This window comes from Serratia sp. PF-27 (genome assembly GCF_030053255.1).
Lineage (GTDB): Bacteria > Pseudomonadota > Gammaproteobacteria > Enterobacterales > Enterobacteriaceae > Serratia > Serratia bockelmannii.
In genome coordinates this window covers 503,739-525,673 of record NZ_JASGBT010000021.1, presented here as the reverse complement: position 1 = coordinate 525,673, position 21,935 = coordinate 503,739, and the positions used below count along the sequence as shown (strand labels likewise).

The 21,935-nt window shown below is 58.3% G+C and carries 8 protein-coding genes; all 8 read right to left on the bottom strand.

The window, feature by feature from the left end; all coding sequences use genetic code 11:
* Positions 1–54: 54 nt before the first annotated feature.
* From QMZ29_RS17500 to QMZ29_RS17465, 8 genes are read right to left on the bottom strand one after another with little or no spacing between them, the layout of a single operon-like run.
* Positions 55–1,788, bottom strand: coding sequence for an ABC transporter ATP-binding protein (locus tag QMZ29_RS17500; RefSeq protein ID WP_072265211.1), 1,734 nt, complete (start codon positions 1,786–1,788; stop codon positions 55–57).
* Positions 1,785–3,551, bottom strand: a complete 1,767-nt coding sequence (locus QMZ29_RS17495; RefSeq protein ID WP_047571354.1) for an ABC transporter ATP-binding protein — start codon at positions 3,549–3,551, stop codon at positions 1,785–1,787. Before QMZ29_RS17495 ends, QMZ29_RS17500 begins: the two co-directional genes overlap by 4 nt.
* Complete coding sequence (locus QMZ29_RS17490) at positions 3,548–8,959, bottom strand: non-ribosomal peptide synthetase (protein WP_283225786.1); 5,412 nt, start codon at positions 8,957–8,959, stop codon at positions 3,548–3,550. Before QMZ29_RS17490 ends, QMZ29_RS17495 begins: the two co-directional genes overlap by 4 nt.
* Positions 8,956–10,356 carry an FAD-binding oxidoreductase gene (locus QMZ29_RS17485; protein ID WP_060422555.1) on the bottom strand — a complete coding sequence of 467 codons (1,401 nt, stop codon included), beginning with the start codon at positions 10,354–10,356 and terminating at the stop codon, positions 8,956–8,958. Before QMZ29_RS17485 ends, QMZ29_RS17490 begins: the two co-directional genes overlap by 4 nt.
* Positions 10,356–11,066 (bottom strand): VOC family protein, encoded by a 711-nt coding sequence (locus QMZ29_RS17480; RefSeq protein WP_052133504.1) that lies wholly within the window; start codon positions 11,064–11,066, stop codon positions 10,356–10,358. Before QMZ29_RS17480 ends, QMZ29_RS17485 begins: the two co-directional genes overlap by 1 nt.
* Positions 11,059–13,281 (bottom strand): bifunctional Gfo/Idh/MocA family oxidoreductase/class I SAM-dependent methyltransferase, encoded by a 2,223-nt coding sequence (locus QMZ29_RS17475; protein WP_282995234.1) that lies wholly within the window; start codon positions 13,279–13,281, stop codon positions 11,059–11,061. Before QMZ29_RS17475 ends, QMZ29_RS17480 begins: the two co-directional genes overlap by 8 nt.
* Positions 13,278–14,318 carry a Rossmann-fold NAD(P)-binding domain-containing protein gene (locus QMZ29_RS17470; RefSeq protein WP_060422563.1) on the bottom strand — a complete coding sequence of 347 codons (1,041 nt, stop codon included), beginning with the start codon at positions 14,316–14,318 and terminating at the stop codon, positions 13,278–13,280. Before QMZ29_RS17470 ends, QMZ29_RS17475 begins: the two co-directional genes overlap by 4 nt.
* Positions 14,315–21,763, bottom strand: a complete 7,449-nt coding sequence (locus tag QMZ29_RS17465) for a non-ribosomal peptide synthetase (protein ID WP_282995235.1) — start codon at positions 21,761–21,763, stop codon at positions 14,315–14,317. The genes QMZ29_RS17470 and QMZ29_RS17465 overlap by 4 nt, the downstream gene beginning before the upstream one ends.
* Positions 21,764–21,935 lie beyond the last annotated feature (172 nt).

Here is a 21,935-nt window from a genome sequence, read left to right as displayed (position 1 = left end):
CGGGGGAAGAATGAATGGCACTCGATTTTGCTGTGAGTGCCTGAAGAGAAAGGATTACCTGTCGAGGGCGTGATGCTGAGCCTCAATTAATGCCCGATAACGTCCCTCCTTTATGGCCATTAAGCTGGCGTGGTCGCCACACTCAACGCAACGGCCTTGCTCAATAAAGGCAATTTGGTCAGCTGCGCGAATGGTGGATAAACGATGCGCCACAATCACCACCGTTTTATCCGCCACCAGTGCGTCTATCGCTTGCTGCACATGATATTCCGATTCGCTGTCCAGCGATGACGTAGGCTCGTCCAGTAACACGACCGGAGCATCTTTAAGAATAGCGCGCGCAATCGCCACCCTCTGGCGTTCTCCACCCGACAACGCCCCCCCCGCTTCACCCGCCCGTGTCTCATAACCCTGCGGCAGACTTTCAATGACGTGGTGAATATGCGCTTTACGTGCAGCGTTGATGATCTCCTCCTGCGTGGCGTGCGGTTTACCTAACGCGATGTTATTCGCCAGCGTATCGTCCATCAGCCACACATCCTGAAACACCACCGAAACCTGTGCTAAAAGCTGATCGGGGGGGATATGCTTTAATTCCGCGCCTCCCAACGTGATAGTGCCCTGCTGTGGATCGGCAAAGCGACTCATCAATCGGGTTAGCGTGGTTTTCCCCCCGCCCGAAGGACCGACCAACGCCGTCAGGGATTTTTCTGCAATGTGTAGCGTCACATCCTGGAGTGCAGGTTTTTCCTGCTGCTGATAGTGAAAACTGACATTGTTGAGCGTAATCGCAAAGTGCTGTGGTTGATGGAGTGGCAGTTCAGTGACCAGATCCGCTTCATTGAGCACCGCATTCACCCGCTGCAACGCCGCGTCCGCTAGTTCAAACAGGCGCACCATGGAAAGTCCCAATGTCAGAGGCTCTACCATTTGCGCTACCAGCACCGTCAGGCAGAGCAGTGATGCCAGCGGCAACTGTTGCGTTGCGCATAACCCCATCCCCAACGCGACGGTAGCCACCAGAGTGAGCTGTATGATCAGTTGTGCTTTGGCAATCAGCCGTGCAGTATTGCCGCTTTGATGCTGCACCTGATGCTGGTGAGCAAAAACCCCGCGTAAACAAGGCGCGTTCAGGCCAGATCGGCCGCTGGCACGTAACATCGCCTGAGCCTGCACATACTCAACAATGGCTGCGCTGGCTGCCGCATCCACTTCATCAATGCGCAGAAAATCCTGATTGGCATCACGTTGTGCCCGCCGTATCAGCGGCACGATGAGCCCTGTTCCCGCCAGCAGCAGCGCCCCCAGACGCCAGTCCAGCGTGAAGATCAACACCAGCACCACCGCAGGTACCACCACCAGTTGAATCGCCAGCGTAGCCAGTGAAGAGAGCGCCGTTGCCGCAAAGGTGACGTTATTGCCAAGAATCGTTGCCAGATCGCCGCTTTTTCGCCGTGCCAACTGCTCCAGCGGCATGGCACGCAAGCGATGTGCCAGCCGCTGACGCATGGCCTCCGTCACGCGATGCCAGTAGTCATAGACAAAAGCCATTTCACGCCAGCGCACCATGCCTTCAAGCAGCAGCAAAACAATGAGCACCACTAGCCAGCTCAGGATGTCACGCACGGGCAGTGCGCCCGGTGTTAATACGAGCGAAAACAGCGGCAGTGTGATAATCCAGCCCGCGGCTTGCAACATCGCCGCCACCACCGCACACGCTAACGTTCGGCGAAATGGCGCAGCGAACTCCCCTGCCACCGCAATCATGTTGTGATAAATGCGCATCATACTTCTCCCTCGCGCTTTAACGTCCACTGACTGGCAAGCTGATAGTGCTGCCACAGACGCGCGTAATAACCGCCCTGCTTCAGCAAGTCAGCATGACGGCCTTGCTCAGCCACTCTGCCTTCGTGCATCACCACAATCACATCCGCGTCAATGACCGTCTGCAAACGATGAGCAATAGTGATCACAATGCGATCCGGCGCGAGTTGCGCCAGTGCCTGCTGAATATGCCTTTCGTTGTGTGCATCGAGATAAGAAGTTGCTTCATCCATTACCAGCACGGGCGCATTGCTCAGCAGTGCGCGGGCCAGGGTCACACGCTGACGCTGGCCGCCCGATAACGAGCTCCCTCGCTCACCGATCTGCGTGTTTAATCCTTGTGGCAGTGCCGAAACGATCTCGCTCACCCCCGTCGCGGCCATAACTTGCTGCAACGCTGCATCACTGGCTTCGGGCGCAGCCAGTCGTAAATTTTCCTCCAGCGTGCCACTGATAAGAAACGGCTCCTGTAATACCAGCGCCATCTGCTTCAACAACACATCACTGCGCATCTGGCGGATATCGCTCCCCCCCAGCGTAATGCTACCCTCTGTCACGTCATAAAAACGCGGGATCAGGCGCGCCAGCGTCGATTTTCCCGAACCGGAAGCCCCGACAATGGCACAGCGTGTTCCCGCTGCGAGCGTTAATGACACGTCGCTGAGTGCAGGCTGCGGCTGATCCGGGTAGTGAAAACTGACCTTGTTCAGGCTGAGTGCGTGTCCTTGCGGTTGCTGCGGATGTAGTGGCTCTGGCAGCACGTCCTGCCGCAGCACCTCTTCAATGCGGCCTGAGGCCGCGCCAGCGTCATTCAGATAGTTAGCCAGGTGCACTAACGGTTCGAGCGCTTTGATGGGTAACGTACCCAACATCAACGCCAGCAGCCACTGCGCCAGGGTAACCTGCCCGGCTTGATACAGCACAAAACCTGCTATCATCAGCACCGCAGCCGTCGGTAACGCGGCACCTGCCAGACGATTGATTTTCCAGGGCACTTTGCTGCCTGCCATCCAGGTTTCCACCGCCGACGTAAACTGTTGCAGCCGCGCGTTAAAGCGCCGCCAACCCGCGGCGCCATTATCAAAGGTACGCATAACCGCCATACCCTGCACCAGTTCAATCACCCCGGCATTGACTGACTCACTGGCCTCATTGTATCGGTTGCGTTGCTGGGGATTTTCACGCGCCATCATTGCCATACACACGAGATTTATCGGCAAAAACAGCAACGCCACCAGCGCCAGCCGCCACTGCACCAGCGCCAGCACCAGCAGCGCGGCCAGCGGTTGACTCAGACTGGCACCGATAAACGGCACCGCATCCGCCACCGCAATATGCAGCGCTTTAACATCCTCCTGGAGGATTTTACGTAACCGCCCACTGCCCCATTGCTGTACCACTCCAAGCGGCAAACAACTGAGGTGCTCCACAAGACGCCCGCGCAGCACTTCCTCTAATTGATAACTGGCTTCGTGGGCCCGTGCTTCTGCCTGTAAGCGCAACCAGAATGCCAGCACCAACAGCAGCACACTGCCGGTGAGGGCGATAAATGACGGCGGTGGTAACATCGGGACAGACAGTAATGGCGTCACCGCCCATGCCAGCAGCGCTATGCCGCTGACGTTTAGCAAGCCCGCCACGCTGCCAAAAAGAAGTGCCAGGTTAAGTGAGCGCGCCACCTTCGGCACGCTTGCCACTAGCCTGCCAGGCTGTCCCAGTAACTTCATTTCAGCCCCTCATTCACCCGCTGCGCCACGGCTTGTGCGTTGGGCGTATCGATGCAACTGAAGTGATTACCCGCAATCGAAGTAACCTGCAGATCGCCCAGGCAGACGTTACGCCAGAAGTTCAGCGTATTGTCATCCATACCCGGTGCGAATCCAGAGCCCTGATTGGGCAACAGGAAGCGGATATCGCCGACATAAGTGCTGGGGGTGAAGTGTGCGGCATGGAAACTCTGGCGGAATACGCGGAACAGGCCCAGTGCCATTTCGGCTGGCATCTGCTGACCGGTGAACTGTTCAACACCCGCGACATAACGCGCAAAACGCTCTTCAATCGGTAATGACTGCATCTGTTGGAAAAACAAGCCTGCTGCGCCGGGTAACTGCGCCAGCGCACCCTGCGGAATGCGACCATGATGTTGCTCAATCACCTGCATAAAGCCCTTCACTAATGCATCGCCATCAACCTCACCGAAACCGGCCTGCGCCAGCGTAATGTGCAGATTGGGGATAAACAGCGATTCGATCATCAGATCATCCTGCACCTCGAACAACACCGGATGGCTGCTGATCAGCACCAGGTCAGCGATTTCTGCGCCCTGCTCGCTGAGGCGACGCGCCACTTCTACCGCAAACAACCCGCCCAGACAGTAGCCAATCAGCTGGAAGCGGCTATGTCCGGTGGCCAGCAGGCGTTGTGCGTAATCATCTGCCATGCGCTCAACCGCCTGTTGTGGGGACAAGGCGCAATATTGTGCGGTATCGGCAATCACAATGCCGATGACCGGCCCGCGTGGATCTTTCTCCAGCTCCGCCAGCATCGGGCGGAAGCAATCCATGGTACCCAGGCCGGCATGGAACACCACCCGCAGCGGGCCTTCACTCCCGCCCCCCATCGGCAGCAGAATACCGTTGCTGCCCTCAGCCCGTCCCTCGATTTCTGGCTGCAGTTTCTCTCCGGCTTGAGGCGCTGCGGCAGCCGCATCAGGTGCATGCTGCGAACGGATGGCCTGCGCCAGCGCGCGCACCGTTGGGCCATTCAGCATATGACGCAGCAAAGTGTCAAAGGGTATATCTCCCATCTGCCAGGGGTCAGCGGCCAGCACCTGTCGCAACTTGCCTGCCATGCGTGCCATGATCAGCGAGTCAGCCCCCAGGTTATACACATCCTGGTCGAGCGCGATCTGTTTAATTCCGAGCGTTTCAGCCCAATGCTGGCACAGCAACTGCTCAAGCGCATCCCCCTGCGGTTGCAGGCCTGGCGGCGTATCATGCTCTGCAGCCTCCTCCACCCACCAGTTGACGACTGTATTACGATCCACTTTTCCGTTTGCCGTTAGCGGCAGTGCTGCAACCGACTGAATCTGCGCCGGGATCATATAGCGCGGTAATTTCTGTTGCAGCGCATCAAGCAGCACTTGCGGATACAGCGGCAGACGATCGCGTTTGATTTGTTGTGCCAGCAAATGGAAGCCCTGATAATGCAGCACGTGACCTGGTCGCGGCAGGCACAGCACCGGATCACCGCTGACCGATTGCATCAGCGCCTGCCAGCCATGCTGATCAAGATAGCTCTCCTGCTGACGTTCGCTGTCTTCCGGTGGCGTCATCATGAATGCCTGAGAAGCCATGATCCACGGACATTCACGCGTCGGCTCCGTCAGGATCACCCAGCCTTGTGGCGCGGTCAGTAACTGGATATTTTCCAGTGCCCGGCGTTGGTCACGGGCGTTTTCCAGTACCCCGGCGGCCAGCACAATATCAAAGCTCTCCGGGCAATAGCCCTGCGAGCGAATATCATCGTCAATATTCAGCAGGCCAAAATGCATGCCCGCTCGTTGGCCGTAGCGGGCACGCGCTTCAGGCAGGAAGAAGGCCGCCACATCAGTAAAGTGGTATTCAATCGTCTGCTCGCTCAACGCTGCCAGCACATCCGCCGTCGTGCCGCCAGTGCCTGCGCCAACTTCGAGGATACGTAAAGGCCGCTGGACGCGCTGCTGTGCAATCAGGCTCGTCAGGGCACTGACTGCCTGGTTCAGGTACTTCGCCATCAGATTTTCACGATACAGCGCTTGCACGTTGGTCAGTTGCCCCTGCGGGAACAGCAGCTTCTGAGCATCAACACGCCCTTCGAGCAGCCCGGCGAGATTCTCCAGGTTGCTGCGGATGTAAGCCAGAAATGCCGGGCCATCGAGCAGAGGCTGCCACAGCGCGTCAACCTGCTGCCAGCTGTAATCAGGCAAAGCGCCAGCCTGCGCAAGCATCGCTTGCCAGCGGCGCACCAGCCAGAAGAAGCGAGCATTCACGGGTGTTTCTCGTAGCTGAGCTTCACTGAATTCATCATTAAGACCATAAGCTTGCAGCGTGTCGCGCATCTGTTGTAATACCACAGCATCCAGGGCTGTCATCGCCTGTTGTAACTGCGTAGCGGTGATGTTCTGCACAAGACCTGCGGTTGCAGTATCAATACTATCTGTCAGGCGGTCGTAATCCACGGGGTTCGCTGGTTGACGCTGCGCGCTGACTAATGCCAGAAGTTGCCGCTGGCTACCTTCGCCATGGGGCACCACGCAAGCACTCTCCACGCCTGGTAAAGCGCTAAGCGCCGCTTCGATTTCCCCGGGTTCGATGCGGTGCCCTTTGATTTTGAGCTGATTGTCCGCGCGGCCAAGAAATTCCAGTTCACCGTTCGGCAGATAGCGGGCGCGATCGCCGGTCCAGTACAGTCGCTGTTGATCATGCGGATGATGGATAAAGTGGCGCGCAGTTTTCTCAGCATCTTTAAGATAGCCTTGCGCCAGTCCCGCACCGCTGATGTAAAGATTGCCAGGCAACCACACAGGGCAATCCGCCATGTTGTCATCCAGCACGCGGAAACCCTGATTGCTGAGCGGCAGACCGTAAGGGATGCTGCGCCACGTGGCATCACGGCCCTGCCAGCAGTGATAGTTAGACCAGATGGCTGCTTCAGTCGCACCACCGAGCGCTACCAGCTGAAGCTGTGGCAGACGCGTCGCCAGTGATTCCGGCAGCGTTAAAGGGATCCAGTCACCTGAGAGTAATGCCAGTCGCAAACTCGCCAGTTGCTGGTGCTGGAGCGCACTCTCCAGCATCTGCATCAGCGCAGGTACGCTATTCCAGAGGGTCACTTGTTGTGATTCGATGCATTCAATCCAGTGCGAGGGATCGGTGGCGCGTGCCGGTTCAGGATAGATTACCGCGCCACCCACGCTCAGCGGCCCGAACAGATCATAAATCGCCAAATCAAAGCCGAGTTGCGCCAGCGCCAGCACGCGGTCGGTGGCCCGCACGGCGAAACGTCGGTTGATATCTTCAACTGTATTCCGTGCCGCCTGATGTCCCATAACCACCCCTTTGGGCTGGCCGGTGGAACCAGAGGTGTAGATGATATAGGCCGCATCGCTACTGCGCGACGCGTGTGGGTCCAGCAGAGGCTCGCTGCCGTTCAGTGCATCCACATCAATACGCCACTCTCCACTGACGCCGCACTCTACTACCTGTTGCTGGGTCAGTACCCGTTGGATACCCGCGTTTGCCAGAATTTGCCGGCGACGTTCCGCCGGCTGTGAGACATCGACTGGCACCCAGACCGCCCCCACAGCCATGGCACCCAACACCGCCGCGGCCTGCATTACGCCTTTTTCCAACGTGATCGCGACCGGTTCGCCGATGGCAACGCCATGCCGTTGCAGATGGCCGGCAATGCGCAAGGCTGCGTCCGCCAGTTGACGGTAAGTCATCTGCTGCTGGGGATCGATCACCGCCAGCGCATCCGGGGTCAGGTGAGCCTGTGCGAAGAATGGCTGGTGCAGCCCGCCTTCGGGTAGCGGTGCGTGGGTATCATTGACCTGCAACCGTTGTTCACGTTGCCATTCGGGGAGTGCAACCTGCGCGGTCTGCTGCCAAATCGCATCTTCTTGCGCCATGGCATTCAGCAGTGATTCAAAGCTCGCAAACAGATCGTCGATCATCCCCGACGGGAATACCCCGTCGCGCACATCCCAGTTGACCTGTAAACCGGCAGCACTGTCCATCGCCTGACAGTCGATAAACACCTGCGGCGTCTGGGTAATGCCACGTCCATCCAGTTTGCCCTGCAACGCGTTTTCTGCATCGGTAGGTACCAGGCCGATGGCACTGGTAAAAACATAAGGCATCAAAGCGTAATCGCGCCCTTTGGCGCGAGCCAGTTCACGGATCACCTCGACGCCGGAACAAAGGCGATGATCCAGGTCATCATACAATTGCTGGCTGATGGCGCTGGCGCGCTCCGCCCAGCTCATTGGACGGCGTTGATCGACCTCCAGCAGGCTGACCGAGGTGAAATCGCCCACCAGACGATCCACCTGCTCATGCAGCGGCTGGCGGTTAAGTACCGTCAGATTGAGGCAGAAGTGTTCGCTGGCAGACCAACGCTGCAGCACGCTGGCATAGGCGGTTAACACCGCCGCTGTAGGGGTAATACCGCACTGTGCCGCCTGCTGTTTGAGTGCCGCCCAGCGTTCCTCCGGCAGTTGCAAAAAACGTCGTGTAAAGCGTGCGGGCTGTCGTTCCTGTGTATCAAGCAACGGGAGCTGCGGCGAGGCGGGCAACTGAGGAATACGCTGCTGCCACCAGGCACGATCGCGTTGGGCCGCCGGTGACTCATCCATGCCGCGCTCCGCCAGCAGATAATCGCGGAACTGAATCTTTAGCGGAGGCAGCGGCTGGTCAGGATGCTGGTAACGCGCTTCAAACTCGCCCAACAATAGCCAGATACTGGCCCAGTCGGCAATCAGGAAGTCCATCGACAAATGCAGCACGCTGCGTGCCGGCAACTGCGACAGACTCAGGCTGAACAGCGGCCACTGCTCGGGCTGGTAGAGTCGATGCCCCATCTGCTGCTTCACGCTGTCCAGCAGCGCTTCGCCCTGCTCCGCTCCGCTACTCGCGCAGTCAATGATCAGTTCCGGCACATCGGGTAAAACGCGCTGGCTGCCACTGCGATCAAATACCGCACGTAGCATGTCGTGTCGCGCGACCAGCTCATTCCAGATAGCGCTGACTCTGGCATGTTGCAGCAGTGGATAATTCACCTCCAGATAAACATGGCAGGCCACACCGCCATAGCCAAAGGCATCATTACGCCCGACCAGATACGCCGCCTGCACCTGGCTTAGAGGAAACGATGCGAAGCGCGCAGTCTCATCGGCTATGAGCGTGGTCTGCTGCTGTTCTCCTGCGAGAATGGCTAACACATTGGCTTTATGGGCCCTCAGCGTGTGTAAATCATCCGCTGAAATCACGCCCTGCGGCGCGCGGTAGTTTAGCTTGCCCTGCTCCTCCCACAGTTGTGCGCCACGGTTGCGCAGGCGTTGAAGCAGCTCAAAGGCGATGGAGTGGTCAGTCATGCTAAATCCTCCTTGCCCGGAGCCATCGCGCGGGATGACCGGGGCGGAATATTGACGTTAAAACACAGGCGATTAGTCGGGTCAAATCTCTGTTTGAGTGCCGCCAGGCGTGCCCAGCCGCTGCCATACGTGGCCTGCGCCCAACGCGGCTCATGGTCAGGCAGCAGGTTGGCGTAAGGACCGCAGCTCACCGCTTGCAGCTGTTGCCAGGCCTCAATGGCCGGTGCAAGCATCGCTGGGTTATCGGGCTCGCCGTACCACTGGGCGCAGACTTCAACAAACCAGTTGGCATCTCGATGAGCAAACGCAGTTGCGCCCGCCGGGGCGCGGGCAATGGCACCGCCAAGTGCACCAAACACCAGCGAGAAATTCGGGCCAGCACGCTGGAACAGCGCCAGCAGTCGTTCGAGCGTGTCATCATCCAGTTCACGCAGCAATTCGCCACGGTTGTAAACATGCTGCTGTAGGTAGTTGGGCGCCGAGGGCAGAAGGCGCTGATAATCGACGTAACGCATCGGTTGCAGCGTGTCGCACAACGCGCCCACCTTAAGGGGCGCAAGTACTTGTTCCGCCTGCTCTGGCGCACCAAACCAGGTGGGAATGAGCATGATACTGCGCTCAAAATGCAGTGATTCTGGCAAAAATGGCAGCGGCGGTGCCGTCCAGACAAGGGCAATCAACGAGGCCTGATCCGGTGCCTGCGCCAGCCAGTTACGTGCCCGGCGCAACACAACAGGAATGTCCCGTGCGGGCCACGCGAGCACGCCGGCCACGACGCCCTCAACGGGATGCAATTGAAACGTAAAACGCGATACCACGCCAAAATTGGCGCCCGCGCCGCGCAAACCCCAGAACAGTTCAGCATCGTGCTGTGGGTTCACTTCCAGCACGTCACCGGACAACGTAACCAGCTCGCAGCTCACCAGGTTATCGCTGGTCAGGCCAAACTGGCGCGACAGGTCACCAACGCCGCCGCCCAGGGTGTGCCCGGCGATACCGATCGTGGGATTACGCGGGCCGGGTACCGCCAGACCGTACGCCTGCGTTGCCGCATCCAGTTCGCCCCAGGTGGTTCCAGGGGCGACGTGCGCCAGGCGTTTATCCGGGTCAATAGCGATCTGCTTCATGCGGGACAGATCAAGCACCAGCCCATCCTGGCAGGTGCCGTAACCGGCCACGTGGGCGCCACCACCTCGCAGCGCAACCGGCAGTTGCTGAATCTCCGCCAGTTGAAGTGACTGTTGAATATCCTGCACGCTGACACAGCGCACAATCGCGGTGGGCCGGCAGTCAATACGGGCGTTGCGTACCCGGCGTGCAACTTCGTATTCCGCATGCTGCGGCAACAGTAAATCCCCTTCCAGCACCTGCTGTAAGGCAGAAAATAGCTCACGCATTACGCCTCCTGCGACGGGTTAAATAACGACTGAATAAATTCGGATGTCTGCGGCAGTGCCTGCCACCCCTGTAAAACCACGCTGCTGACATAGCGCCGCTCACCGTGCTGACTCTTGAGCCAGCGGTCCGTAGGCAACAGGCGTTGCAACTGGCGGTGGCTGGGCAGCGGGATATGAAAATCCACCCGGGTCACGGCGCGTGCGCCATTGGCATGCCGGACGCAAACCGGCCGCTGCAGCGGGTGGTAATGAGAGACGATAAACGGCAGATGGTTACCGCGCGGCATCATAAAGCGATAGTTCACCCTTTCACCCTGTACCGATTTACGGCTGCCATTTACGACGCGCGAACCTGCCAGCGCCTGCTGACGCAAATGCTGACTGACGTTATCCAGGCTAAGTGGCGCTTCGGGCTGATACTGTTCAGGTTCCAGCGCCACATCACACCAGCCCTCGCCAGCCTGCGCCCACCCCCTAAGACGTTGACCGGCGCTGGAACCGAAGCGCCAGCCAAAGGGATAGCTCAGCCAGCGGAACCAACGCGGCAGTTCAAAGAACTCCAGAAACGGTCCCTCTTCAAACCACACCAGCGCATTGTGTGCCCGAGCCGGATCGCCCCCCCACTGCACGCTGAACCCAGCCTGTTCAAGCTGGGCTACGCAGTCACGAATGTTATCGACTTTGCAGAGAATATGGCTGCACCTAAGCATTGCCGGGCCTCCGTGCGATAAACAGGCGCTGTCCGAGCGGTGCGAGCACATGCCCCTCGTCGGGCAGGCAAGCCTCACAAATCAACCCGGTGCGCTGTAGCAGATCCTGCCACTGCTCTGGTGAAAGAAAACGCTGTTCACTGCGCTGTCGGTCATCCTGTGGTGGCGGCATCATAAAGGCCTGTGAGGTGAGAATTTCCAGATGTTCCCGCGTCGGTTCGGTGATTAACATGCCACCGCCCGGTTGTAACACCTCCGCTAGCCAACGAATGGTTTGCTCGCTGTTCCGTGCATTGTTCAGTACCCCCGCCATTACCAGCAGATCCTGGGAATCTGCAGCGATGCCTTGTTCGGTCAGGGGGCGGTCAATATCGATCAGTGCAGTCGAGAGCCAGGAGAGATGGCTATAGCGCTGTTGCGCATTCACCAAGAAAAAGCGTGAGACATCGCTAAACAGCCAGTTGAGCGGCGGCGTTTCCCCATACACCTCATGCAGCCGTTCCCGTACCCGTTCGGTGGTGGCACCGGTGCCTGCGCCAATCTCCAGTACTTTTAGCGGTGCCGTTCGCTGGCTGAGCTGCTTCAGGACCCAGTCGGCAATCAGGGTGTTGAGATAACGGGCGGTGATGGTATGGCGATAGACCGCATCGGCAATATCGTTACGGCCTTCCGGGAACAGCAACAGTGCCGCCTTCTGTTCGCCGCACATCAGCTCACCCAGCTTTTCCGCGTTTTGCCACAGATAATCGATAAAAGTGGCAGAGCCCAGGCGGTTGTCCCACACCCTGTGCACCGCCTGCCAGCTGTGATGCAGCTCGGTATAGCCGATCGTTCGTCGGCTAAAGTAGTGCGCGCCTCGTTGCATCACCAGACCGGCATCGGCCAGCAGCATCAGCCAGCGTCCAATCAGGGCGTGATGCGCTTCGGCCACCTGGAGTTGTTGCAAAATCCCTGGCAGGTCGTGACCCTGATCGGGATGCGTCAACGCGCCTCCCTGTTGCAGGCTAAACAGCATGGCGTTCAGGCAAGCTTCATCCATCCGCGCGACAAAATCCGTCACCTGCTGAGCAGTAATGCCACTCACCAGCAGCTCTGCCCGCTGGGTAAAATCCCACTGTGGGGTGGCTTTAGGTTCCAGCCCGGTGGTGACAGGCAGCAAGGTACGCGCCAGAGGTTCAAACCGCTGGTCCGGATTTAGGCGCGGATAGCCGAGTGTTTTGGTCAGCGCCTGCCACATCTGACATTGAGCTAACAGGGATTGCGGACTCCAGCGGGGGGCCTCAGGAGACAAGATGCTCTCCGCCAGCGCCAGTAAATCCTGGGCAATGGCTTCTGGCCAGTGTTCCGCCAATGTGGTGCGCCAGCTGGCACGCTGGACCTCGCCGATAATGGCGCTGGTATCTTCCATCAGATGTGCTGATTGCGGGCTGCTAAAATCGCGGTCGCGTTTTACCGCCTCAGGGATATGCAAACGCGGGAACCACATCACGGGTCCATGTGTATCGATCAACGATAACCGTCCCGCGGGCAAGCCCAGCGTGATCTGTTGCAACAGCTGGAAATGGTTGTCAGGGTCCTGTGGATCGACTTCGTTATGTACACTCAACGTTAAGGGGATTCCGGCCAACTGTCCCTGCACCACCTGGAAAGGTGCCTCTGGTAATTGCGCCTGGGCATGAAACTGCCACGGGCGAGGTGCACCAAGGGCTTCCACCAGTATCGCGATCAGTGGGAACGCCACCTGGCTGGCACACGCAGCATCAATAAACTGAAGCTTTTGCCGCCGCAGTAGGCGGTGGGCAGACTGAATGAACTGCTGCACCGCCGGCAGATGTGGATAGAGGTTGCCGAGCCGATACTGCACACCGAATTCACGCGCTGAGCGCAGGTTCGCCACCACCTCATCATGATGTACAGGCTGCTCCTGAATGATATGAATGCGCCTGGCCATCAGTTGCTGTGCCAGAACGCTGCCTGCACCGCCCATCACGGTAGCACGCAACACCACGCAGGCCAGGTCAATGTCTTCAGGTAATGAGGCGATATCGGTGTAGAGCGGAATGTCATAGCGTTGCGCGCAATCACGGCTACGTGCGCTGCCGCTCGCCAGTAGCCCCACCACTTTAAAGCGCAGTGGATAACGCTGCAGTGCTGCCAACCAGAACTGGCCAAAAGTGGAGCCACATACCAGCACCTTTAACGGTACCGCGTTCATAGCGCACCTCCGCTCATTTCGTTTAAATGCTCAATCCCGCGGTCAAACAACTCAATATCAATACCGGTTTGCTCCTGGCAGAACAGCAGCATGAACGCTTCGATATCGATGCATTCGGCTGCCAGCCCCAGGACTGGCTCAGGTGACTTCAGCAGCCATTTAGCGCATGCCGCCGCGCAGGCGGCGGTTAACTGAGCAATGCCCGGCGCTCTCAGCAATAAGGTTAACGTGGTGCTAGTGCCCTGACGCACGCCATCTACCTGGATCAAAAAGTTAACCCATGCATGTCGACCCGCCACATCCAGTGTCGCCCCCTCCACCACCGCCTGTATTGCTGCCTCTCGTGGTAATACACGCGCTGTTTCTAACGCGCGGGCCAGGTGTTCACCATCAAGCGCGAGATACCATCGACTGTAACGAAGCGCCAGTTGTTCGGTGACCCGGAGCGACTCCTCATCTTCATACGGCTGCAGCAGCACCGGGCGTGGAAAGAAAGGCAGGATGACGTTGGACTGTCGCCGCGGCAGGGTATGCTGAGAGGCTGGCGTGCGCAGCACACCCTCAAGATAGTCTTCTGCTCCGCCTGGGGTGAAACGATCAAACACGCCAAACCAGCAGTGCAACGCATCGACGCGGCCCAGCTTACGCGCCAGCCACACAGGAAGAATGCCGGACAAACCTGGCAATGCGCCTGCTGCGAACAACGCGCTGCCCGGATGCCGGCCAACCGGAGGTGTTAACGCTGCCGGGCAATCAATTCCGCCCGCGTCAACCAGCGGAATACCTGCGGCGTGCAGTCGGTTCGCCACCTGTTGTGACAGTCGTGCCGAAGGCGCAGCACAGTTCACGATCAACCGACAGTCGGTGGCGAAAGCCATGAGACTTTCTTCGTCACTCACATCCACATAGCAGCTTTGTGCCCAGGCGACAGGTTGCGGGTGACGCCCTCCCACGCGCAGCGAAGTTTCCCCCCACTGATGCAGGATACGTGCGACCTCGCTGCCTACGGCACCAAATCCTCCCAAAATACCAATCACAGAACACCTCCTTCCATGGTGGCAACCTGAGCCTGCTGTGCCTCAATCTCGGCAGCCATTGCCTGCAGGCCAGGTGCGCTAAAGACTTTTCGCAGCGCGATATCGACGGCAAATTCATCACGGATAAGGTTAATCAGACGAGTGGCCAGCAAACTATCCCCCCCTAATTCAAAAAAGCCCTGCTGGCGGCCGATGTGCGGCGTAATGCCAAGTAATGTTCCCCATAGCTGAGCGAGTTTTTCTTCAGTTTCACTGAGTGTTTCCTGCTGTTGTTGTGACCTGGGCAGATTGTCATACAGTGACTGCAGGCGCTTACGATCAACCTTACCGTTTGCGGTCAATGGCAGATGTGTCAGCAGAACCAACCGCTCCGGCACCATGGCTTTGGGCAGTTTTTCCGCCAGCTGACTCGACCAGTCATCGGGCAGCGTATGATGATGTGAAGGGCGTAGAGTTAAGGTGGCGGCGAGACCGCTGAGGTTACACTCACAGGATGTAAAACCACTGGCCTGAGCTCGTTGCTGCCACACCGCGCCAGTACGCAGCGGATCTTTTTTGCTATTGCCATATCCTCCCGCCAGCAGCCCGGCGCTGATCATGGCAACCGGTGTCAGGCACTGGCGTTCCATCATCCACAGCTCTCCTGTAGGCCTCAGCAACTGAGAAGCTGCCTTCAACCCATGTAAGGGTTGGACGTAGCGGTGCAACGCATTCGCCGCCAGCACGATGTCAGCCGAGTTTTGCAGTTCTTCCGGCACATACAGTTCATTCAGCAACAAGAAATCGATCTGATGACCGCTGTTTGCGAGTTGAGTCCGCGCTTGCTCCAGCGCCAATGGGGAGGATTCAAGCAAGGTGTAATGCACGCTGCCCTGCGGCAGGCGCGCCAGCAGCGCAGCACTGTGCTGACCGCTGGCCCCGTTGAGTTCCACGATGTTGATCGGCTTGCCGCTCTGGTGGTGCAGGCTGTTAACATGCAGCGCCAGCTGTGACAACCATTGCCGTGTCTCATCATCCGCGGCCGACAGGCTGGCAGGGCTGAATACGCTGTCGGTCAGCAGTGCGACATGGTCTTGCTCACCTCGCAACATGGCGCGCCAGCTGGCATAACGGGTGCGTGCCGCAACGATCTGCGCCGTTTCAGGTCTGGCGATCACGGCAGCAGTTCCGGTGGCAATGTAGTGTGTATCCTGTGGCTGAACCACACCACGCGACACCAGCCATTTCAGCCACAGCTGCAGCACCTGCTCGCCCTTTTCATCGGGCTGAAGCGCGTTCACTTGCCAGACTGCACCGACTTGCGCAGGCAGTTGCAGGAGCTCCGTCAGAATGTGTTCGGCCACCGCCGATTCATACTGCAGCAGACCGCGTTGAGTACTGTCAGGATGGAATACCTCATCCTGCTCGACACAGGTAGGAGTGTGGGGGGCGACGGCAGCTACAAGTCGCTGTGTGATGCCATCGTGCCACAATGAGACCACCGCCTGGTCGATGCCTTTAAGCGTCTGCAATGCCTGTTCAACCTCACCGGCCTCAATGCGATGGCCGCGCAGCTTCATCTGCGTATCCAGTCGACCCAGGAACTCCAGCGTACCGTCTGGCCAGTAGCGGCCGCGGTCGCCGGTACGATACCAGCGCTCGCCATCAAGCACAGGGAAACGAGCCTCAGTCAGCGCTGGATCGCCGAGATAGCCGCGAGCCAGACCCGCACCGCCGATGAGCAGTTCGCCCTCCACCCAGTCAGGACAATCGGCATTGACCGCATTAAGCACACGCCAGCGCTGATTATGTAGCGGGTAGCCATATGGGATCGAACGCCAGTCAGGTTTGATCGTGGTCACCGGGAAAATGTTTGACCAGATAGCGGCTTCGGTGGCGCCCCCCAACGCCAGTAAACGACATCCCGGGGCGCTCATTTGTAATCTCTCTGGCAGCGACAGGGGGACCCAGTCACCGGAAATCAACGACGCCCGCAGCGCAGGCAACGTGACGTTTTGCGCGGCTGTCAGCAGCATTTCCAGCAGCGCTGGCACTGAATTCCACAGGGTGACCCGATGAGTTTGCATTAAGTGTATCCAGTGAGCTGCATCGCGACGGTACTCCTCATCCACCATCACCAGCGCGGCCCCGCAGCCTAACGGCGCAAACAGATCAAATACCGAAAGATCAAAATCGAGTGCCGAGAGCGCCAGAATGCGGTCTTGCGGCTGTATCGCCAGTCGCTGGCGCAAATCGTGCACCGTGTTATGGCTGGCGGCGTGGCACATCTCAACGCCTTTAGGTTCTCCGGTCGAGCCAGATGTGAAGATGACATACGCCAGCTGTTGGGGGGAGATTGCTACCGGATGAGCCAACGCCGCGACTTCCGTCTGCACGGCCTGATCGCCGGTCAAGGGCGTGTTCTGATCGAGCATCAGCCGTACGTCAGCCCTTTGCAAAATCGCCTGTTTGCGTGCCTGTGGCTGATCGATACCAATCGGTACCCAACTGGCCCCCGCAGCCAACACCCCCAGCACCGCGATCACCTGCTGCGGGCCTTTCGGGAGTGAAATCGCCACCCTATCGCCCGCCAGCGTCCCCTGCAGTTGCAACCAGTGCGCCAGTTTCAGCGCCTGCTGTGCCAGCTCAGCATAAGAAAGCTGACAGGTTTGCTGCTCTTGCATCCAAATCAACGCCACCAGCTGCGGTGTCTGACTGGCTTGCTGGAAAAAAGCGTGATGCAATGTTTCCGCTACATAGGGGTGATGTGCGGCGGCAGTGATTGCCTCTCGCACCTGACGTTGGGGCACAGGCAAGAGGTCGGGAAGCGACTGCAGCCAGTTATGGTCACATAAATGATGGATGAGCTGCTGATAGGCGGTGAACATCGCATCCAGCATACCCGCCGGGAACAGAGCCTCTACCGCATCCCAGACCAGCGAGACACCGCCTGCCAGCTCGGTTAACTGGTGATCCAGCCAGACCTGCGGCGTTTGTGACAGGCCATAAACGGGTTGACTGAAGATGCCCTGCTCCGGTTCTGCGCTAATTCCCAAAGCGCTGGTAAACACCACCGGCATCACCAGTTCAGGCGCCTGATGCAGGCGAGCCAGTTCACGGAGTACCTCAACGGCTGAGAGCGAACGGTGATCCAGCGCGCCCCACATATCGCGTTGTACCTGGCAAACTTCATCCAGCCAGCCGCCGTCGGCATGACGACACGGCACCAAAACCAGCGAAGTGAAATCCCCCATCACTCGGGTCATATCATCGTGGCCTTCAGGACGATCAAACAGGGTCAAATTGAGGGTAAAGTCCGGCTGATGGCTCCAGCGCCGCAGTACTGTCGCAAATGCGTTGAGCATCACCGCTGAAGGTGTTACACCGTGTTGGCGGGCTTTTCGCATCAGCTGCTGCCAGCGATCCGAACCCAGCCAGTACTCACGGCGGGTAAACTTCGGTACCGATATCGCTTCAGGTTGCCGGGCCAGCGGCAACTGCGGAGCCAGCGGCAGGTGGTCGAGACGTGGCCGCCACCAGTCCCAGGCAGCCTCACGTTGCGCCTGCTGTGGCAGGCGTGCCAGTAGCGCATCACGGAACTGAACAGCGGGGACGGTCGGCAACGAACGCTGATGATAGAGCGCGTCCAGTTCCTGATAGAACAACAGGATACTGAGCGCATCAAGGATCAGGTTGTCGATAGCAATTGCCACTCGATGCGCTTCACCCCACTGCGCCACGCTGACGCTAAAGAGCGGCCAGTGCTGTGGATCGAAGCTGTGTGAGGCATATTCTGCGCGTTGCAGACCAATGTTATCTTCACCCGGCTGGTTGAACAGCGGGATCTGATAGTGCGGCACCTCTTTTTGAACCTGCTGCTGGCCGTTACTGAATACCGCCCGCAGCATGTCATGGCGCACAATCAACTGGTTCACCGCGCGCTCCAGTTGTGCGAGATCCAGATGATTAACCTCAAATTCACGATAGAACGTACAGCCAATGCCGCCCAGCGCAAACTCACTTTCCCGGCCAAACAGGTAAGCCTGCTGCACATCCGTCAGCGGGAAGGTATCGTAACGCCCGTTAGCATCATGAACGATGGCAGGCGTGGCGGTTGTCGGTTGATTGCCGCGCAATGTCTGGCAGAAATCTGCCAATACCGGATGAGCAAAGAGTTTTGAAAGGGTAACATCGCTAAATCCCTGGCGACGAAGTTCTGCCACGGCACGGGTAGCCAGCAGTGAATCACCGCCTGCCATGAAGAAATTATCCTGACGACCCGGTAATATACCGAGTGTTTTATGCCAGATCGCAGCCACCTGTTGTTCTACACCTGGCAAGGCAGCCTCGTAGGTATGGGCCGTTTCCGGTGTAAGGTCGGCCAGTAACTGTCGCAGTAAATTGCGATCAATTTTGCCGTTGTGGCTGAGCGGAAGTTCAGACAGTGCCACCAGTCGTTCCGGTACCATTTCCTGCGGCAGATAACGTTGCAGATGCTGACGCAGCGCCGCACTCTCCACCGGCTGCTGGCTGGTATAGGCCGCCACCAGATGTTGTTCATCATCGAGCAGAACAATGCCGCGTGCCACGCCAGGGTGGGAAATCAGCGCGGATTCAATTTCGCCCAGCTCAATACGGTAGCCCCGCACTTTCACCTGATGATCGCGCCGCCCCAGAAACTCCAGAGAGCCACTGGGGTGATAGCGTGCTAAGTCGCCGGTGCGATACCAGCGTTCACCGTTCTCTACGACAAAACGGTCGGCGGTACGCTCGGGATCGTGGCGATAGCCCAGCGCAACGCCTGCGCCGCCAATCCACAGTTCACCGCTGACCCAGTCACAGCGATCCCGGCCCAGGCTGTCCACGACACGGCAACGAACGTTGTTAAGCGGATATCCGTAGGGCACCGAGCGCCATTCAGCCGGCACAGTGGTGATCTCCTGAACCGTCGAGTGGATCGCCGTTTCAGTCGTGCCGCCCAGCGCAATACAGCGACACTGCTCAGCGACTATGCGTAACTTCTTCGGCAGATCAAGCGGGACCCAGTCGCCGCCCAGCAGCACAATCCTGAGTGGTAACGTCAGGTTATCCGCAGCGGCACTGGTGAACGTCATCTCCGCAATGGCGGGCACACAGTTCAGTACGCTGACCTGATGCTGCCGTATCAACGTCACCCAGCGCTGCGCGTCGCGCCAGCTCTCATCCTCAATGCATACCACCGCCCCACCCACTGACAGCGGCGCGAAGATATCGTACACCGCCAGGTCAAAGCTCAGCGCCGACACCGCCAGAGTGCGCATGCGATCGCCCAGTGGATAGCGGCGGTTAAGATCGTCGATGGTGTTTTTAGCTGCCAGATGGCTGATCTCCACCCCTTTCGGCGTGCCGGTTGAGCCAGAGGTGTAAATAACGTAAGCCAGATGCTGCGGATCGCTGTGAGTGACTTCCGCCAGAGGGAGCCGCGAATCTTCATCCGGTAGTTGGTCAATAACCTGTTTCACCCCGGCATTTTGCAGGATGGCTTTAATGCGCGGCTCCGGTTGCAGGTGGTTGAGCGGTAGCCACGCAGCACCGCTGGCAAGTACCCCCAACACCGCAATGATCTGCTCCGGTCCTTTGGGCAAAGCGATCGCCACCAGTTCCCCTGGCTGCACGCCCTGATTGAGCAGATGGGTCGCCAGGCGGCGTGCACGTTTAGCCAACTCACCATAACTGAGCACCTGATGGGGTCCAAACAACGCGGGCGCTTCCGGCTGCAGCTGTGCCAGACGAAAGAAAGCGCTGTGCAAATCGCTCTCAGGTAAAGGGGCATCGGTGGCATTCGCCCGCTGGCGTACGACCTGTTGTGCTGAGGGTAACGCACTCTGCACCGGCTGTTGCCACGCCTGCTCACTGGCGATGAGTGCCTCAATCAGCCCTGTAAATTGATTGAACATCAAATCAAGCATACCCGCTGGAAAACGGGACTCACGCGCATCCCAGTTCACCAGAAAACCTTGATTTAACTCGGTAATTTGTGCATCCAGCCACACCTGTGGCCCCTGTGAAACAATCCAGCCGGGCTGCCCAAAGGCCTGCTGGACGCGTTCGCTGAACAGCTCTCCCAGTCCCAAAGCGCTGGTAAATACCACGGGAGCAAACTGCTGCTGACCGCGCACGCGTGCCGCTTCACGCAGCACTTCTACGCCGGAAAAACAGGCATGTGCCGCATCCTGACGGAACTGCTGTTGCAGGCGCTGCGCGCGTTCAAGGAAACTGCCGGGGTTGCTGCCCCGCCACGCCAGCAACACTGACGAAGTGAAATCTCCCACCAGCGCAGGTACGCTGGTGTGCAGCGGTTCACGGTTGAACAACGGCAGGTTAAGAATGAAATCTTCGTCGTCACTGAACTGGGTCAGCACTTCGGCAAACGCAGCGGCAATCATCATCGGCAAGGTCAGTTGATGTTCACGCGCACTGGCCTCCAGCTGTTGACGGGCCCTGGCATCAAACCAGCGATGGCGACGGACCACCGTCTGCTGCGCACTGTCCGGGTTTAACCCAACGCTGGGCAACATCGGTGCGCCAGGCAAATCGGCTAAACGCTCCAGCCACCACTGCTTGTCTTGTGCGTAGCGCGCCTGCTGCTGCGGTTCCTGCAGCCAGGCGTGGCGCAGTTGTTGATACTGGCAATAGGAGAGATCCAGCACAGGCAGCGGCTGTTGCGGCTCCAGATAGAGCCTCGCCAGATCGTCCAACAGAACGCGCAGGCTCATGGCATCCGCCGCGATCATATCGAGATTAAAATGCAGGCGGCAGCCACCACCGAGGGCGGCGGGCTTATGCGTCACACGCACATCAAACACCTCGCCTTGTGCAATATTTAACTGGCGATGTGACAGCGCGGCGCGAATCGCCTCCATTCGCAGGGTGGCGATATCTGCTGTCTCCTGGCGTAAATCATATTCCCTAAGCCCGGGCCACTGCGCGTGTTCAAGAACCTGCTGCTGCCCCTCCTCCAGAATGGCCACCCTTAGCATACCGTGACGGGCAAGCAACTGATGTACCGCATTTTCCAGGCGTGCAACATCCAGTTGCGGTAGATCGAACTCATGGTAGAAATGCGCAGCAACACCCCCCAGATGCTGAGCACTGTCGCGTCCCACCCAATATGCATGCTGCATGAGCGCCAGAGGGAAAGGTTCGTTTTCATGTGTGCCTGGCAACACGGCCTTTTTTTCCTGCTCCGCGGATGGCGTTTGTTGCGTCATCAAAGCCAACCAGGCATCCAGGCGTGGCTGTTCAATCAAGCGGGCAAACGACACATCGTAACCTTGCCGACGCCACATAGCGGCCAGTTTCATCATCGCCAGCGAGTCGAGCCCGAGGCCGATCAGGTCGCAGTCATTAGCGAGTCGATCCGGCAATATGCCGGGGAGAAAGGGGGCCATATCTGTGCATATTTTATGCTGAAGGGTGCTTGCCATAGTCCTTGTCCTTCTCTCAATTACATCATAAAGGCATTAAAAAAATTTATATCGCAGCGTTGGCTTAACGTATTGCCGCAAATATTTATATGTTATAACGTTACCAAAGATAAATATAAATGATAATCATTATCATGGTGGTTTTTTAATACAATTTGTAAATGACGGGATG

Bases quoted from the DNA above. Each gene is read 5' to 3' on its own strand.
- QMZ29_RS17500 (WP_072265211.1), bottom strand. From the start codon at position 1,788: ATGATGCGCATTTATCACAACATGATTGCGGTGGCAGGGGAGTTCGCT.
- QMZ29_RS17495 (WP_047571354.1), bottom strand. From the start codon at position 3,551: ATGAAGTTACTGGGACAGCCTGGCAGGCTAGTGGCAAGCGTGCCGAAG.
- QMZ29_RS17490 (WP_283225786.1), bottom strand. From the start codon at position 8,959: ATGACTGACCACTCCATCGCCTTTGAGCTGCTTCAACGCCTGCGCAAC.
- QMZ29_RS17485 (WP_060422555.1), bottom strand. From the start codon at position 10,356: ATGCGTGAGCTATTTTCTGCCTTACAGCAGGTGCTGGAAGGGGATTTA.
- QMZ29_RS17480 (WP_052133504.1), bottom strand. From the start codon at position 11,066: ATGCTTAGGTGCAGCCATATTCTCTGCAAAGTCGATAACATTCGTGAC.
- QMZ29_RS17475 (WP_282995234.1), bottom strand. From the start codon at position 13,281: ATGAACGCGGTACCGTTAAAGGTGCTGGTATGTGGCTCCACTTTTGGC.
- QMZ29_RS17465 (WP_282995235.1), bottom strand. From the start codon at position 21,763: ATGGCAAGCACCCTTCAGCATAAAATATGCACAGATATGGCCCCCTTT.